The 18,251-nt window shown below is 55.9% G+C and carries 9 protein-coding genes and 1 tRNA gene; 4 read left to right on the top strand and 6 right to left on the bottom strand.

Annotation, left to right across the window (positions count from 1 at the left end):
- The first annotated feature begins 22 nt into the window (after positions 1-22).
- Together HY010_06555 and HY010_06550 are read left to right on the top strand one after the other, a co-directional pair.
- A complete protein-coding gene (locus HY010_06555; protein MBI3475373.1) occupies positions 23-4,975 on the top strand; it encodes an RHS repeat-associated core domain-containing protein in 4,953 nt (1,650 codons plus the stop codon).
- Positions 4,976-6,245: 1,270 nt separating this feature from the next.
- A complete protein-coding gene (locus HY010_06550; protein ID MBI3475372.1) occupies positions 6,246-8,456 on the top strand; it encodes an SBBP repeat-containing protein in 2,211 nt (736 codons plus the stop codon).
- Positions 8,457-8,473: 17 nt separating this feature from the next.
- Here the strand turns inward: HY010_06550 and HY010_06545 are convergent, their stop codons facing one another.
- The 5 genes from HY010_06545 to HY010_06525 all read right to left on the bottom strand — a co-directional run bounded on the left by HY010_06545 (position 8,474) and on the right by HY010_06525 (position 11,768).
- The gene (locus tag HY010_06545; protein ID MBI3475371.1) at positions 8,474-9,637 is read right to left on the bottom strand and encodes a site-specific integrase; all 1,164 of its coding nucleotides are present in this window, start codon (positions 9,635-9,637) and stop codon (positions 8,474-8,476) included.
- A 71-nt stretch (positions 9,638-9,708) separates the two neighbouring features.
- Positions 9,709-9,798: transfer RNA gene (locus HY010_06540), tRNA-Ser, on the bottom strand.
- Positions 9,799-9,998: 200 nt separating this feature from the next.
- The gene (gene bfr / locus HY010_06535) at positions 9,999-10,475 is read right to left on the bottom strand and encodes a bacterioferritin (GenBank protein ID MBI3475370.1); all 477 of its coding nucleotides are present in this window, start codon (positions 10,473-10,475) and stop codon (positions 9,999-10,001) included.
- A gap of 107 nt (positions 10,476-10,582) precedes the next feature.
- Complete coding sequence (locus HY010_06530; protein ID MBI3475369.1) at positions 10,583-11,374, bottom strand: response regulator transcription factor; 792 nt, start codon at positions 11,372-11,374, stop codon at positions 10,583-10,585.
- A 37-nt stretch (positions 11,375-11,411) separates the two neighbouring features.
- Complete coding sequence (locus tag HY010_06525; GenBank protein ID MBI3475368.1) at positions 11,412-11,768, bottom strand: PilZ domain-containing protein; 357 nt, start codon at positions 11,766-11,768, stop codon at positions 11,412-11,414.
- 360 nt (positions 11,769-12,128) lie between these two features.
- On the opposite strand from HY010_06525, the gene HY010_06520 reads away from it, so the two are divergent.
- The gene (locus HY010_06520; protein ID MBI3475367.1) at positions 12,129-15,047 is read left to right on the top strand and encodes a protein kinase; all 2,919 of its coding nucleotides are present in this window, start codon (positions 12,129-12,131) and stop codon (positions 15,045-15,047) included.
- 175 nt (positions 15,048-15,222) lie between these two features.
- Here HY010_06520 and mrdA read toward each other — a convergent pair whose 3' ends face one another.
- Positions 15,223-17,184, bottom strand: a complete 1,962-nt coding sequence (gene mrdA / locus HY010_06515; GenBank protein ID MBI3475366.1) for a penicillin-binding protein 2 — start codon at positions 17,182-17,184, stop codon at positions 15,223-15,225.
- Between the two features lie 372 nt (positions 17,185-17,556).
- Here mrdA and HY010_06510 point away from each other — a divergent pair, with 372 nt between their 5' ends.
- Positions 17,557-18,210, top strand: a complete 654-nt coding sequence (locus tag HY010_06510) for a cyclase family protein (protein MBI3475365.1) — start codon at positions 17,557-17,559, stop codon at positions 18,208-18,210.
- Positions 18,211-18,251 lie beyond the last annotated feature (41 nt).

The raw sequence follows: 18,251 nt of genomic DNA, 5'->3' as shown, positions 1-18,251 counted from the left end.
TTTGCCGAGAGAGGCCCTAGCAATGAAGCCGATTTATGCTGTTCTCGCAGTCGCCGCACTATCAATTGCGATTCCGGCAGGACTAGCCCAGCAGGTTACCGGCAACGGCACCCCTGCATACAATAGTTTCAGTGGCGGGCCAGACCTCATCAATGACGGGAATCTGAACTTCCATTTCGGTGTGCCAGTTTTCGCCAGAGGTGGCCGAGGGATGCCATTCTCGCTATCCCTGCCGATAGATAACGGTGCTTGGTATACGTATCAGGATATCTACGCCAACTGGCATATGGGAGTGAACTTCTCGACGGCGCAGCCCGCCGGAGTGTTGGCAATCGGGACAATTTTCTATTTCACAACGCCGTTGCAGTGCCCCAATCCTGACGACCCCGGGGTTCCAATCCAATATACAAAGCGTACCTTCACTGGTTACCAGAGTCCCGACAATACCACTCACCCGTTTGGGTACGGTTCGGTTTATGTCTATGATGGCAATCAACTTGATTGCGCGGTGCCTAAGTACGACCACCCGACGGGCACTACAAGTGATGGCTCAGGAATATCGATAACGGCAACCTACGGTCCCTCCACCGTGACGTATCCGAATGGGCAAGTGGTTCATCCACCTTCCATCGAGTCGGGCTCGAATGGAGTGAACGGGAGCGGAACATACACGACCTCAGACGTGAACGGCAACACAATCACGGTGAATACAGGTGCGAACCAGGGTCAGATCAACTCCATCGCGGACACACTCGGAACTCAACCCATCACGGTTACTGGTGGGCCTCCACCGACCGCAGTGAACTATCAGTACCCGGCTCCTTCCGGCGCTACCGCGAAGGTCACGATTACTTACACTACCAAGACTATTCAGTCAGCTTTCGCTTGTCCTGGGATCGCAGACCAGTCAGCCACTAGCAAGACTCTGATTGACAGAATTACGTTGCCCGACACTACCTACTATCAGTTCACCTACGAAAAGACGACCCCGACGAGTGGCAACTATACGGGCCGAATCACCCAAGTTCACGTTCCCACAGGTGGCACCATCACCTACAACTACACAGGTGGCGATACTGGCAAGGGTGTTGTCTGCGCGGACGGAAGTACGTCGGGTTTTGACCGTGTCAGCACGCAGTCAGGGACCGTTCATTACAGCCGTGCGATTACCAGCTATGACCCGAACAATTCACACAAAGTGAAATTGTCGACGACTTCGATAACCGACAACGACGGCAATGTCACGAAGGTAGACTTTTCCTACGGGGTCGAACTACAGCGTCGCGTCTATCAGGGCGCCGCCACGGGCACACCTTTGGAAACCGTGATTACTTGCTACAACGGCACGGACCCCATCGATCCAAACACTTGCTCGCCTCCACCCGCATCGCAAACCTTCACTCGCGTCACGGTTTTCCGAAGTCTCAACGGTGGACCATACTCTCGCGTTGACACGTTCTACAATTCCGATGGGAGCAGAGTGATAAAAACGGACGAATACGACTGGGGAGCCTCTTCCTATACCCGCGAAACGCAGATTACATATGACACTACTCTCGGGAGGGGGATCGTCAACCATCCTTCGAGCGTGAAGGCTTATGTCTACGATGGCGCTGGCAATTCGTACCTGAAATCTCAAACCGACTACAGCTACGACGATTTCACAATTCCCGGCGATACGGTCACTTGCGCGCCAGCCACAAGATGCCGGGGGAATCTCACGACAATTATCAAGTACGTTGATAGCTCACATACGCTAACTTCGCACATTACATATAACCTGAGCGGTACTGTTGCCGCGAGCCAGGACCCAAACGGAACGACTACCACGTATGCCTACGGAAGCGGTGGGTGCAACAGCGCCTTTCCCACTCAAACGCAAGTCGTGTTCGGTTCCACAACGCTTACAACATCGACTGCCTATAATTGTACGGGTGCGGTGGCTATATCGCACACAGATGTCAATGGGAAACTTACTTCCGCAAGTTATACTGATCCTTTTTTCTGGCGTCCATCCGCCACGATGGACGAACTTCAAACAACTCCCACGACTTACTCTTACAACGCTGGGGCCACGATTATTGAGAGCGCGATGAACTTTAATGCCAACCGGTCGACCGTTGACGTCCGGAGCACACGGGACAGTTTCGGGAGATCAGTATACGGGCAGAAGCGTCAAGGATACAACAGCACTTACTACGATACCGTCCAGCAACTGTACGACACTGCAGGTCGGCCAATCAAAACGAGTATGGCGTATCAGGGCACGGCTGGACAGTCTCCCAGCAGCGGTATCTATACCCAAAACACTTTCGACGCCATGATGCGCATCACGAGGACACAAGACGCCGGTGGCGGCGTCGTGAACACGAGCTACTTGCAGAATTATGTTTATCGCGAGGCCGCACCCGCACCCGCGGGGTCCACGGAGAGCACGAAGGCAAAGCAGAGTGAGTACGACGGCTTGGGGCGCTTGAAATCGGTGTGTGAAATCACCCGCGATACCCAATATGGTGGGGCTTGCAATCAGGTTGGCGGCGGATATTCCGGTTATCTTACAACCTACGTCTATGATACGCCGCCGTATATAAATTCTCTTACCGTCAGACAGAATACGCAACCGAATGGTGGTACAACTCAGAGCCGAACCTACCGTTACGATATGCTAGGTCGTTTAACATACGAGTCGAACCCCGAGACCGGCGCGAACCAGTATGTCTACGACAGCCTGACAGGCGACACAAATTGCGGAACGGTCTCGTCTCCTGGAGATGCTGTTAAGACCATTGACAACAAAGGCTTGGTCTCTTGCCTTACATATGATGGCCTACATCGCGTTCTAAGCGTTTTGTACCCTAATGCTCCCGTGTCGCCAATTACACCCGCCAAGAAATATGTCTACGAGAGCGCCGTGGTGAATGGTACGACCATGAGTCTTACGGAGGGGAGGCTTGCTGAGGCATACACTTGCACAGGCAGCTGCACCACAAAGATCACGGACGTCGGACTTAGCTACACGGAACGGGGAGAAATCAAGGATGTTTATGAATCGACACCACACTCAAGCGGCTATTACCACGTCTCAGCAAGTTATTGGGAGCACGGTACTCTAAAATCTCTTTCTAGTCCCGGCTTGCCGACAATCTACTACGGCGGGGCCGACGGTTCTGGCCTAGATGGCGAAGGGCGGGTCAATAAGGTGACAGCTTCGGCGGGCAACAATCCGGTCAGCAGCGTGATCTACACAACCAGCGGAACGTCTCAGCCCATTGGCTCCCTTACAAGTGTCACGTTGGGATCCGGCGATTCGGATGCGTTCGGCTATGACACGCTTACCGGTCGCCTGATCAGCTACACGTTCAATATGAACAGCTCGGTGGCGAAAAGTGGTGGGTTGACGTGGAACGCGAACGGCACTCTAGGGCAAATCGCGCTCACTGATAACGTCAACACTGCCAACACGCAGTCCTGCACCTATTCTCATGACGATTTGGGCCGAATCAGTTCTGCCAACTGTAGCAGCAACAAATGGGGACAGACTTTTTCGTACGATCCTTTTGGCAACGTGACAAAATCCGCTACGGTCGGCACCACTTTCCTGCCCACTTATGACCTTACAACCAACCGTTTCAACACTATGCCAGGGTGTACCCCCAGCTACGATTTGGACGGCAATTTATTGAACGATTGCTCACATATATACACATGGCAGGCCGACGGAGCGGTCGCCACGGTGGATACGGTACAGTTGAACTATGATGCCTTGGGTAGGCTGGTGGAACAGCAACGGGGATCTAACTACACGGAAATCGTTTATACTCCGGGCGGAGCAAAACTAGCAATGATGAACGGTGCGACCCTTAGAACGGGGTTCATCTCTTTGCCGGGGGGTGGTACAGCTGTGTACAGCTCTGCAGGGCTACTCTACTATCGCCACACCGATTGGCTGGGAAGTTCTCGATTGGCAACTTCGGCAACCACGCCAACGACAGTCTACGCGGATGCGGAGTATGCCCCGTATGGGGAAGTCTATGGCGCTTCTGGGAGTCCTGATTACAACTTTACAGGACAGAACCAAGACACTGTTGCGAGCTCTAGCAGCGGCTTGTACGATTTTCTGTTTCGCGAATACAACCCGCAACACGGTAGGTGGACGTCGCCCGACCCGGCGGGAATAGGGTCCATAAGCATGGGAAGTCCGCAAAGCTGGAACCGTTACGCTTATGTCGCGAATGGTCCACTGCATGGTGCGGATTCATTAGGGCTATTTAGAGATAGGATGGAACTGTTTGGATTGGGAGGGGGAAGGGGGTCAAACAACGACGACCCGTTCGCAGCCATCACGGACGCAAGCAGCGCTTCTCTGGCCTTAGATTTCGGAGCTGCTTTTATGAGCTTCGAGAATCAGCAGTTCCAAGAACAGGCTGGTCTGACGAGTCCAATCCAGCAGGGTCTAAACGCCTATCTTACTGACATAGATGGCCCCGGTACTTCCGTTGGAGAGTTCGATCTCTCCAAAGAAATGCTCAACCACTATCCCGCGGCCAGGGGAGTGAGCTATATCTTATCGGGCTCCAACCCGTGTTCAGATTGGCTAAACAATGCGACATCCAAGATGACTGGCGGTATCAGCTCCTCAGCTCAGAATGTTTTTGACACAACAGCGATTGCACTATCCGCTTTGAGTGGACAAACCGCTGGGGGCACCACCCAAGGAAGCCTTAGTGCAGCCATTTACTTGAACCCGCTCGGCGGATTCTTTCAGCAAGGACGTGGTTCCTTTGGTGGATATGCTTCCGGGTCCACTCCATACGGCATAGTGGTTCTCCTTCACGAACTTGCGCACAAGCTCAATGCGATTCAAAGTGATGGACCAGCTCTGCTCGGCCTTGGCGCTCACGGGAACACGGGAATGTCCTACGCGAACACCGGAGTTGTTTTGTTGCATTGTCAATCGGCGATCAATGGCGACTGATGGGACGAGAACTTGGCAACAGCGGGGAGCAATGCACGCAACTAGCCATAAACAAGGTGGGAGGATCTTGCTTCATGAGAGCTGCCAGTGGTGGATGGATCAGTAGGTCGTTAATTTTGTTGTTACTTTGCTGTCAGATTGTCGTGTCCGGATCTGGCCAGGCTTCCCCGGGCGTTGGGTTCCTTGCCATAGCGGTTACTATCGGAGACGATCGAGTGCCCGCAACATCGGCGTACGTTTTTGTACGCGCTTACCGCCCTGTGTACAACGGAGAGTCGTCAATGGTCCCAAGGGCAAGCCATGACGGTTACTTTGAGACCGCGCTTGCTCCGGGAATTTACGACATTTTTGTCAGTGAAGTATCTTCTTTACCCCTGTGCAAACGAGTCGAGATCGTCACCGGTCAGACTGAGCACTACACCGCGAATCTCAAGATTGACCATGATCACCTAGAACAATGATTCCCGCCTGCTCCGACGACGGATGGATGTTCATTCCGGTGGGGGGTATCAGTTTGCCACCGTTCGAACCCGTTATTGGGTGTGACCTTCACCTGCTCCGCTCTCTTTCGGAACGAACCTGAGTATGATTTCGGACGAAGGAAAAGGGGGGTACGTCGACGAGCATTCATACAGAGGCGCAGATGATCGGCGCGCTGAAGCAACTAGAAGGCCGTTTGCCCAGCTCTTGCGATTTGCCGCAGACACGAGTCTCCCAGCCAAGACGGGCTATGGTTCGAAGAGCGCAGATGCTGTTAGCGCTTGCAATGGTCGGGTCTTCTGTCTTCGCACTAGCTCGGGTCGAGTCGCGCAGATGGGTACCACATCGGCTCCAGCGCGTGATCGCTTTTGAGTCCATCACGAATCAGACCAAGCCACACGTTGCCTTCATTGGCCGAGCGTCGAGCTACCGAGTGTTCCTTACCCGAAGCGAGGCGACCTTTTCAGCCAGCGCTCTACACAACGCTAATACATGCCCGTCCGAATCAGCATTCTCTAAAGGCTCGCACTCATCACCGGCCTTGCAGAGGACCTCGTGCGTCAGTCGTTCAGCCGCGAGTTCTACACGCTTGAGGCTGCTGGGAGTGCGCTTTGACATCAACCCCGAGGGTCGGAAACCACTTCACTCTTACAGCAATTACTTAATCGGCAACGACCCAAAGAGATGGAGTAGGCATGTTGGGCAATACGCCGAAGTCTGGTACCCATCCACCTATTCTGGAATTGACCTTGTCTACTACGGCAACAATGGACAGTTGGAGTACGACTTTGTGGTAGCTCCTCATGCCAGCCCGGACCAGATCAAATTTGCCATCAGCACATCGGATTCTCACTCTCTCGTCAGGGTGAACGACGTTGGGGATCTCATCATTCGAGGTGACGACAGCGAGATTCTCTTTCACAAGCCACTCCTATATCAGGGCAAATCGTGTACACGAGAAAAATCCAATATTGCAGGCGAAGACGACTGCAAAGCCCTCCAAGGTGGGGGCTTCCGGCTTCAGCGCACGAAAAAGTCTTCCGTCATTGTCAGCTTCCAGCTTCCGAGCTACGACCGCTCCCAACCCCTCATCATCGATCCCGCCGTAAGCTTTTCGACCTATCTCGGCGGTGGTTTTGGGGACGGCGCGGACGGAATGGCGCTTGACGGTGCCGGAAACATCTATCTCTATGGCGACTCCAACTCTCCCGACTTCCCAACAACGGCAGGCGCCTACCAGAGGCACCTCAGCGGAGACGTAGACGCCTTTGTGACCAAGCTGACTCCAGACGGTTCCCAAGTCCTTTGGTCTACCTACCTCGGCGGAACCGGCGCTGAGTTCCCCACGAAGGTCGCCGTCGATTCTGAGGGTAACGTCTTCGTTACAGGAACGACTCTGTCATCCGATTTTCCGCTAGTAAATGCTTTCCAATCCCAACTGAAAATTCAGGATGCATTTGTCTCCAAGTTGAGCCCGGATGGTTCAAAGCTGGTCTACTCAACATACTTTGGAGGCTTCTCGCAGGAATACGCCACGGCCATTGCGGTCGATGAGAAAGGTCAGGCAGTCATAACCGGCACGACGGCATCGCTCGATCTTCCGGTTGCAAACGCGTGGCAGCTAGATCACGCGCCGACTGATAACGGACCCTTCGACGGATTCGTGACGAAGTTCAGTGCTGACGGAACCTCGCTGGTGTTCTCGACGTATCTTGGTGGCAACACCAACGACCAACCCACTGCCATGGCGCTCGACCCTTCCGACAATGTCTACGTGGCCGGCTACACCGGAGCCGGGTTTCCCATCACGCCCAACGCTTTCCAGCAAGTATGTGTTCTTCCCGGCGTAAGCTGCTCGTTTGTCTCCAAATTTACAGCGTCGGGCCAAGACCTCGCCTATTCGACGTTCATTAATGATAGCCAAGCGTATGGGCTTGCGGTCAATGCGGCAGGTAACGCATATGTGACGGGAATTGCCGGGGCGGATTTTCCCGTGACGCCAGGAGCGTTCCAGACTGTGATCGGGAATCCTGGCATCTTCGACCCCGACGCTTTTGTGACCGAACTCGATGCGACGGGATCCTCCCCCGTCTACTCGACTTTCTTAGGCGGGAACAATATTGATTGGGGCTGGGCGATTGCACTGGACTCCTCTAACAATGCCTATATGACGGGGCAGACCCGTTCAACCAATTTTCCGCTGCAATCACCGGTGCAGTCAGACATCTCAGGAGACCCTCTCATTTTCGTTTCGGAACTGAATAGTACTGGTTCTGCGCTCCCGTTCTCGACCTACTGGGGCGGTAGTCCGGGTTTTGGTGACCAACAAGGGAACGCGATCGCGGTCGACAGTGTCGGGGACATCATCGTGGCTGGCTTCGCGACCGTGCCAGACTTTCCCGTGGTCAATCCGATTCAAGCGAACCTGAATGGACCCGGAGACGCAGTTGTCTTCAAAATTCAATTTACTCCAGATTTCACCGTGATGGGATCACCTCAGAGTGTCACGGTTTTCGCTGGACAGTCGGCAACATATTCGCTGACTCTGACCCCACTAAACGCCTTCAATCAACAGATTTCCCTTTCGTGTTCTGGAGCGCCACCTGGTTCAATGTGCACAGTGTCGCCGTCCAGCCTGACTCTCGACGGCGCAAATCCTGCTCCTGCCACTGTCACCATCCAAACCATAGCGCGGTCGGGAAATGCGATGGCGCTGAGTCTGACAAGTTCCTGTCAGTTCTTGACGGTATTCGCTTTGGCCGGTCTGTTCCTTGCAGATCCACGTGTCGTGCGAGTAGGTCAGAGACAAATAGCGGCAGTCTTGATGGTGCTCATGCTGGCATTGGGGTTATTGGTCTCCTGCGGCGGTGGAGGTTCAACCGGCGGTGGGGGAGGAGGTGGTGGTGGCGGCGGTACGCCTCCAGGCACCTATGCGATCAGCCTGAAGGCTAACAGTGGCAGCCTCAACCATTCCGCGAAATTCACACTTGTGGTGAAGTAGGCAAAGAAGGGATCAGGTCAGTGTCTCGAAACCCAAGTGAAAATCTCGTTGACCTTCGCGCGTACCTGCTGACTTCGAGACGGCTTCAGATACCGCATTGTCGATTCCATATCTGAGTGACCGAGCCACTGCTGAACCGTGCGCAAATCGACCCCTGCCCAGAGACATCGCGTAGCGAACGTCGCTCTGAATTTGTGAAGCCGAAAGGCGTCTGGGTTCAGCTTCGCACGTTCAGATACCGTTTTTAGACAGTCGAGAAAATCGAGCTTGGGATTACACCCAGCAGTAGGGAAAACGAGATTGCATGTCTTGTCGGATTTCGCTTTCCAAGCCTTGAGGCTCTTCATGAGTTTTGAGGGAATCGGAATCTCACGCTCCTTATATGCCTTCGGCGTCCACCCTCGGTCGGGCTTGTGCGTGACGCGAACCGTGCCAGCCGTGACGTTGATATCCGACCAATACGTGTACATGACCTCCTGTTCACGCATTCCCGTCATCAAGAAGAATTCGTACCAAAGTCGTTCTTCCGCGTCACACGCTGCGAAAAGTTTCTTGAGTTCTTCCGGTTCGTAGATTTCCGGTTCTTCTTCCGTGTACCGCGGCCAGTCGTTCTTGCCGACCAGCCCGCGGATCCCTTGCGCCTTCAGGAACGTCATAACGTTAGCGAACTTGTTCCAACAGCTTCGCGGTGCCTGTCCCTTTTCGTCCCGCAGGAACGCGTGGAACTTCAAGATATCCTTCCGGTCGATCTCTTCGAGATTGGGCTTGTGGCAGGATTCGACGAAATACGAAAGGGCCGTCGAGTATGCCGCTAGAGTCTTAGGCTTCTTTGTAAGCTTTGTTTCGTCAAGGAAATCGGCGACGGCTGCAGCTACCGACTGGTGCCCATCCTGGCCGTCAGGCAAGACGGAGACGCCGTTGTTCGCTGCGTTGAACTCCGCTTCCTTGCGTAATCGTCGGGCAGCGGCGTCGGCTGGGTTCTTGCCGACCGAGATTCGCACGCGCTTCGCTCCTTCGCGCCACTCAAGGTAGTACGCGCCTTCCTTGTGGGTTTCCGGATTGCCATTGACGATAACCAAGTCAGGCTTGACGCGGCCATTAGCGGACAGCACAACGCGGCAATACCGCCAGCCATGCGGTGTTTGGACCCTTTTGGTGAGATTGACTTCGCGGTTGGCCATCGGGGGATCCTTCCTGATTCTGGTATCAGTATAGGTATCACCGCCTTGCAAGTGAAAGATAACAATAAAACTGGCGGAGAGAGTGGGATTCGAACCCACGTTAGAGTTTCCCCTAAACACGCTTTCCAAGCGTGCGCCTTCAGCCACTCGGCCATCTCTCCGGCGCCCTGTGATGCGGACTCGTTAGATTCTAACAGTTTGTGGATTTGCAGTTGGTCGTTCGTCGGTGGTCGTCGGTCGTTCGCTTTTCGTCCTTCGCCGAAGAGCAGAACTACCCGCCTGCATTGCAAAGCGCGAATGACGAACAGCGAACGACCAACGACGCTACTGAGAACTGAGAACCTGGAACTGAGAACTGCCTCTAGTCGTCTTCGCCCAACTGTTGCGCCAGGTAGTTCTCGTAGGTCATTTCCTGGATCGCGTGCAGCTGCGCTTCGAGATAGTCGATGTGATGTTCTTCATCGAGCAGGATCTTTTCCATCAACTCGCGGGAGCCGTTGTCGCCGACTGCGACGCAGGTCTTGATGCCATCGTTCAGGCGCTTGACGGCGGTGTACTCGAGTTGCAGATCGTTTTCCAGTTGCTGTTTCAGCGTCTGGCCGATGTTGATCTTGAAATAGTCCGTCATATTCGGCGCGCCATCCAGCAGCAGGATGCGCTCCATGCACTTCTCAGCGTGCTGCATTTCTTCAATCGATTCCTTGCGCATCAATTTTGCCATCTTCATATAGCCCCAGTTCTCGCACATTTCGGAATGCAGGAAATACTGATTGATGGCAGTAAGCTCGGCTTTCAATACCTCATTCAAGATCGCAATGACGCTGGCATCGCCTTTCACAGGATGGCCTCTCACGTAGAAGATTTACCGCGCGGAACACGATCGGCAGCAGCCGCAAACGCGGACTGCAGGACCAGCGGCGAGAGAATTGTACTAGAAGAAAGCGCTTAGGAATGTGATCCGGAAGCAGCTGCAGCGTTGGCCGCTTCAGGAGCGGCACCGTTGGCCGGCTCAGCGGGCTTCGCTGGAACTTCGTTGTGCACAACCCGGTGGTTCAGGCAATACAGCGCCAGTTCCAGGCGGTCCGCAACACCGAGTTTGTCGTAAACCTTTCGCAAGTAGTTCTTCACGACCTGTTCGGTTGTGCCGACGCGCAAAGCAATTTCCTTGTTCTTCATGCCCTGCGTGACGCAAGACACGATCAGCGATTCTTTCGGCGTGAGCTGCACCTTGGGACGCGACCCAGTGGGGCGCAGACTCTGATTGCGGAATGCGTCCAGCACCCAGGCAATTGCGCGCGGCTCAAGCCATGGCTCGCCCGACGCTACTTTGCGAAGACACTCGACCAGCACCTCGGGCTCAACTTCGCGCGAAACAATACCGTGTGCGCCACGCCGGAAGAGTTCGAGCGTCATTTCCTGGTCGGGCTCCTGTAGAACCACAACTACGCGGCATTTCACGTTCTGCCGCAGCAGATCGGAAACGGCATCGGCCGGGCTGGTGGTCAGCGCGGCTTCAAAAATCAGAATGTCGGCAGAAAATTTCTGGATGGCCGTGATGGTCTGGGCCACAGTTTCGGCCTGGCCAACAACGCGGATGTCGTCTTCAAGCGCGAAGATTTTGCGCAGCCCGGCGCGAAAGATTGCCTGGCTATCCGCCACAATGACGCGGATCGTGCCTTTGCCGTCATCCGGCTGTAAGGCTTCGTTTTGCTCCACGCTTGTGGGAGTGCTCGCCATCGGGTCCCTTGATCCTCAACTCGCCTTCAACTCGCTTCTACTTTCGTTCGAACCGGTACTCGTCGATCACGACGCCGACACCGCGCCGGCCACCGTCTTCAAAACTGCGTACGACGCGCCCGCGGCAATCGACTTGAACATCGGACTCGGCGCCCACCACGTCGGCGGGCAACGAGATCGTAAAGTCGACCGAAGATCCCACCGGTACATCGGCGTCCATGCGAAAAAGAACACCGTTTGCTGAAATGTTTTCTGTCTCGATCGCCTTGCCACCCGCGCCAGCTTTCAATGCCACCGGCAGCTTGATGGGAAAACGCGCCGCGCCTTGCACGTCCGTGTAACCTTTGCGGCCTCTGCTCAGATCCGTCACGGTTTCTTTGCCTGCGTTAGACACGGTTCAGAGAACCTTCCTTCCCCTTCATGCACGCATGCGCCGGAATCCGGCCATATGTACATTTCAGGCTGAGATTACACCCCCGCACCACACTCGCAAAGTTACGGAAGTCATGGAACGATAGCGGCGAAGTGCCATTGGTACAGCGACTTAGGGGCAATACCTATGGATGTGCGGTGACCGGTTGTGGTTCTGCACCGTAGCTCTCAGCTGTCAGCTCTCAGCCCTCAGGAAATGCAGAGGGATCGGTTCGGTTGGATACTCGTGAGAACTGAGAGCTGACAGCTGTGAGCACACCTATGATTGACTCCCACATCGTGCCCGCTTACGATGAGGCGCGCCCTTGGGCGACTCTTTCGATTGATCGGCCAAACCATCTCGCACTACCGCATCGTCGAGAAACTCGGCGGCGGCGGAATGGGCGTGGTTTACAAAGCCGAAGACTCCCGCCTCAATCGTTTTGTTGCCCTCAAATTTCTCCCTGAGGACGTCGCTCGTGACCCGCAAACGCTCGCCCGTTTTCGCCGCGAAGCCCAAGCTGCGTCCGCGCTGAGCCACCCCAACATCTGCACCATTTACGACATCGGCGAGCAGGATGGCAAAGCGTTCATCGCCATGGAGCATCTGGACGGCGTGATTCTCAAATACCGCATCGCCGGGCGCCCGCTGGAAAACGATCTTCTCCTCTCCCTTGGGATTGAAATCGCCGATGCGCTCGACGCCGCCCATGCCGCGGGTATTATTCATCGCGATATCAAGCCCGCCAACATCTTCGTCTCTCCACGCGATCACGCCAAGATTCTCGATTTTGGCCTCGCCAAGAGAACGGATCCAACCGCACGGCGGGAGTCCAGTTCCGGATCCGATGCTCCCACGCTCGACGACAAAGATCTCACCAGTAAAAACGTGGCTCTCGGCACGGTCAGCTACATGTCGCCCGAGCAGGTGGCCGGCAAGCCGCTCGATGAACGCACGGATCTTTTCTCCTTCGGCGTCACGCTCTTTGAAATGGCCAGTGGCCGCACGCCTTTCGATCGGGAAACCTCGGGAGCGACCTACGGAGCCATTCTTCACGAAGGTGCCGGAGCACCCAGTCAGTGGAACCCTCAACTCCCACCCGCCTTCGACGCCATCGTCGCCAAGGCGCTGGAAAAAGATCGCGGTCTCCGCTACCAGCACGCTTCTGAAATGCGCGCTGACCTGCAACGGCTGAAGCGCGACACCGACAGCGGTCGAGTGCCGTCCGTCATCTCGGGAGGAATCCCTGCCGCATCGACCAAAACAAAAGGCTCCACGCGCCAACCGGCAGCAACGCATACCCCGCTCTGGAAGATCGCGCTGCCCATGCTGCTCGTTGGCTCTCTGATCGCTGGCGGCATCTACTATCGTTCTCATCGCCAAACCAGAACTCTCACCGAAAAAGACACGATCGTGCTCGCCGACTTCGCCAACAGCACCGGCGACGCGGTGTTCGACGACACGCTGAAAACGGCCCTCAACGTTTCCTTGCGCCAGTCGCCCTTCCTGAATGTTCTGCCCGACAGCAGCATCAAAACGACTCTGCAACAGATGACTCGTTCGCCCGACACAAAGCTCACTCCCGACGTGGCCCGCGAACTCTGTCTGCGCGTCGGCAGCAAGGCCTATCTGGCAGGATCCGTCAAGGCTCTGGGCAGCACGTACGTGCTGGAACTGAAAGCGATCAATTGCCAGAACGGAGACATCCTTGCCCAGGAGCAGACCACCGCCTCCTCGAAAGAGAAAGTCCTGGACGCCCTCGGTCAGGCGGCTTCTCGCTTGCGTGGTCAACTCGGCGAATCACTCGCAACGGTGCAGAAGTTTGATGTGCCGCTTGAAGAAGCAACAACCGCGTCGCTCGAAGCGCTGAAGGCCTTCAGCCTGGGAGAAAAGGCCAGCAATGAAAAGGGCGCTGCCGCCGGCCTGACTTACCATCAGCGCGCGATCGAACTCGACCCAAATTTTGCCCTGTGCTATCGGATTTTAGGCGGCGAGTACAACGCTCTTGGCCAACTCGGGCGCGCCATCCAGTACTACACTCGCGCCTTCGAGCTGCGCGATCACGCCAGCGAACGCGAGAAACTCTCGATCGACGCTGCCTACTATCGCAATGTCACCGGAGAATTGGACAAGGCTGCCCAAACTTATCAGCGGCAGATGGACAGCTATCCGCGGAGTTCGACGGCATACAACAATTTAGGCCTCGTAACCGCCCAGATGGGAAACTACGACAAGGCTGCGGAGATTACCCGGCATGCGATTGACTTGGACCCGGATGTGGCAACGTATTACTCCAATCTCACCATTTACACCTTGGCTCTGCAACGCTTCGACGAAACACGCCAAATTATCCGTCAGGCGCAAGCACGGAAGATCGACGTGGCGGAACTCCACGTAACGATCTACCAACTCGCGTTTGTCAACGGAGATTCCGCGACCATGGCCGAGGAACAAAAATGGCTCGCCGCCAAGCCCGACTATGAGAACTGGGCCTACTCGCTCAACGCGGACACGGAAGCGTATGCCGGTCGGGTCAATCGAGCGAGGGAGTTGATCCAACTGGCAGTAGCGTCCGCCGTGCGTGCCGACGACAAAGAAAGCGGAGCCGTCGATCTGGCCAATTCCGCGCTGCAACAAGCCGCCTATGGCCGTGCACGCGAGGCCCGGCACTCCGCGGAAGAAGCGTTGAAGCTGGCCCCCGGCAGCCCTGGAGTCACCGTCATTTCCGCGCTTGCCTACGCCTATGCGGGCGACAACTCACGTTCCGAGTCCATGGCGCAGAACCTCGCCAGGCGTTACCCCCTTGGCACCCAGATGCAATCCCTCTGGATGCGCGCCATCCGGGCGCAATTGGCGCTCCAGAAGAAAGACCCGGCGCGCGCACTGGACATTCTGCAATCGCCTTCCGACTCCGAGTTAGGCCTGATTCCGTTCACCAATAACACATCCTGCCTGTTCCCCGTGTATGCGCGCGGTCAAGCCTACCTCGCCGCCGGGCAGGGGGCAGCAGCAGCCGGCGAATTCCGAAAAATCCTGGACCACAACGGCATCGTCGCAACCTGCTGGACCGGAGCATTGGCGCACCTTGGATTAGCGCGCGCCAACACCTTGCAAGCAAGAACAACACAAGGCGCGGACGCCGACGCAGCCCGCGTCCGCGCACTCTCCACTTACAAAGAATTTTTCACTCTCTGGAAAGACGCCGACCCCGATGTCCCGATTCTGAAACAAGCTAGAGCCGAGTTCGCGAAGCTGCAATGACCCTTGGAGAAGGTTCGCCAAACTGAAATGCATTTGTCAGTGGCGCAACATTCTGGTCTCGCGGAAAAACTTTGCGGTCGCGTGTATTACGTCGCAAACGTGTGGACTACCGTGGGAGAGTGGCCCTTCAGGGCCGCGAAAGCGTCTCTGAAAACAGTGCAGTCGTACCTAATTCTTACCGCATCCCCGGCGCCGCGACCGCCAGCGGGACTTTCCTTCTCGATACATCAATCAAGAACTTGCCGCCGTCCAAATGATCGCCATTCTGGTCCGCATCGCCAGGATCAGTCCACATACCGCCGATTTCAACCTTCTTCGCCCCCGGACCAGCAATCTTCGTCGGCACGCGGCGTTGTTTGTCGACGTAGGCTTTGATGACCTGCGTCGCCAGGCGCGCAGCCAGCTTACCGTGTTCGCCACCTTCGAACAGTACGCAGACGATGACGTCGGGATTGCGTCGCGGCGTGAATCCCACGAACCATCCGTTCTGCGCAAAGTCATCGTTGTTCTGATGTTTCGCCCGCATCGCCAGCGACACGATCTGCGCTGATCCGGTCTTGCCTGCGATGTCGATTCCCGGAATGTGCGCCGACGGCGCCGTGCCTTCCGGCAACACGACTCGCGCCATTGCGTTCGTAATCAGATTCCATCCGTTCGCATCAATCGGAACACTCTTCACGTCGGTGTAACGCTGAATCTCGACATAGCCAGGCGGCAATCCCGTGGGATTGACGACATGCGGCACGACCATTCGTCCGTCGGTTGAGATCGCTGCGATTGCGCGCATCAACTGCACCGGCGTGATCGCCACCGCCCCTTGCCCGATGCCCACCGAAATCGTTTCTCCCGCAAACCACTTCTGTTTGAAGTTGCGAATCTTCCATTCTTCCGACGGCATCACGCCACTGACTTCATTCGGCAAATCAATGCCCGTCTTCTGCCCCAAACCGAGCATGGTCGCATATTTCGCGATCCGGTCAATTCCCAGCTTTTCCGCCAGCGTGTAGAAAAAGACGTCGCAGGATTGGTAAATCGCCTTCTCCAGTTCGACCGCGCCGTGGCCGCCCTTGACCCAGCATCCAAACCGGCGGCCATAGAAAGTGGCGCCGCCGTTGCAGTTCACGTGCAGCGATTGCGCAATCCCTTCCTGCCAGCCGGCCACCGACATGATGATCTTGAAAGTTGAACCGGGCGCGAGTTGCGCCTGGATTGCTTTATTCAGCAGCGGCTTGTCGGGATCGTTGACCAGCTTTGACCATTCGTCCTTCGAAATCTTCACCGCAAAATTGTTGGGATCAAATGTCGGGCGGCTCACCATCGCCAGAATTTCCCCGGTATGCGGATCCATGGCGACGATTGCGCCGTTCTTCCCTTCCAACGCCTGCTCGGCGGCAATCTGCAAATCAAGATCGACCGACAACTTCAGCTGCTTACCCGGTTCCGCCGGAGTCTCATCCAGCCGCCCCACTTCGCGCCCGTGGCTATCGACAATCGCGCGCCGCGATCCGTTCTTGCCCATGAGCATCGTGTTGTACTGCTTCTCCACGCCGCTCACGCCGACCACGTCGCCGGAGTTGTACAGCTCAAACTGCGGCTGATTGAGCATGTCCTCGGTGACTTCCCCGACATAGCCGATCAGGTGCGCCATGAATCCACTGCGCGGATACAGGCGCCGGTGCGCCATGATGGTGTCGAGTTCCGGCAATTCATTTTTGTGCGATTCAATGAAAGCCAACTCGTCTGGAGTTATGTCTTCTTTCAGGAAAATCGGCTGGTAGCGCGGCATCGAAGTGAAGCGGCGCACACGTTGCCGCACTTCTTCCGCATTCATATGCAGGCCTTGCGCAATCAGGTCCGCGTCGGCGTTCAGGTCGCGCGAGGAATCGCGCAGCAGCAGCGCTGAGAATGACGGGTAGTTGTCAACAATTACGCGGCCTTCACGATCCAGAATCTTGCCGCGCGGCGCGAGGATGGGAACGTTGCGGATGCGATTCATTTCCGCTAACTGCGCATACTTGTCGCTCTGCATCACCTGCAGACGCCACAGTCCGTAAGCGAGCACGAGGAAGATCGCCAGGATCAGGTACTGCACGGCGGTAAATCGAACGGAGGATACTTTTTCGTCGCGGCCGAACATCGATCCTAATCCTCAGATCCCAGGCAAAACGCAGCACCACCCGCGCCAGCCAAACCAGTTGTTCCCGTGGGGATTAACTTTATTGTAACCCGCTTCCCGGCCCCGCCCAAGTGACAGCAGATGTAACCAAAGTTTACGCCTGCAAGCACTTACACTCGACAGCCGATCCCCGTCCACCGGGCCATGTCCGAACGTTGATTGCAACTCTGGCTCCCTCGGGCAACAATTAAGCTCAGTTGGACGTCATACTTAGCTGGCAATCGTTGACGCGCTCCAGCAGGTTGTTGAAAGACCACAGTTCTTGATCCCCCGGCCGCAGCAGTTGGGATGCCTCTTCAGGACCCGCTTCTTCGAGACGGACATTCCAAAATTATGCGGATTCGTTCCTTCATCATCGCGTACGCTCTCGTCCTCGCCATTATTTTGTTCGCAGACCGACGCCCTAATCCGGCGCCCGGCAACCGCTATTCCCATGTCGTCGATCTGACCTTGACCCCGAATACGGATCAGAAATCAGCGCAGCACTCGGCCACTCGAATCATCGCTCCCGCCGAACTGATCCCGGGCACATGGTCTGCTGCGCAGATTCCCGCAGAGCGCCTGGTCGCGCCCCTGGTTGTGATGGACCTGAAGTCTTCGCCTGATCACGCTTCACAAATAACGTTGGATGAAATCGCTGCGTGGGAAGCGAGCCACGGCATCGTGACGCAAGGATCGGTAGTCGCGATCCGCCGCGTGGGCGCCCTCAACACCAATGCGGATCCATTGCCGATTGCCGCTGACGCTGCCCAGTTTCTTATGGACGCTCGCGACGTTCTCGGATTCGCAGTGGAAACATCGACTGACCTTGCAGCCGACCGCACTCTGTCGCGTCAACTCGCACTGCACGGAGCCTACGTCGTCGACAGTGCCGCGCGCTTTTCTGAACTATCCGAGACTGGCTCTCTCGTCATCGTTGCTCCCGCGAAAAATAACAGCAAGAATCCTTTCGATGCTTCCGTCCGCGTTCTCGCCATGGTGAAGTAAGGCAGCGGCTGTCGGCGTATTCGTTGCCTTTTACGTTCTGT

This window comes from Acidobacteriota bacterium, from assembly GCA_016196065.1.
In the GTDB taxonomy this organism is placed as follows: domain Bacteria; phylum Acidobacteriota; class Terriglobia; order Terriglobales; family Acidobacteriaceae; genus Acidiflorens.
Note: the sequence above shows the minus strand (reverse complement) of the source record. Positions and strands in the feature narration are given on the sequence as shown.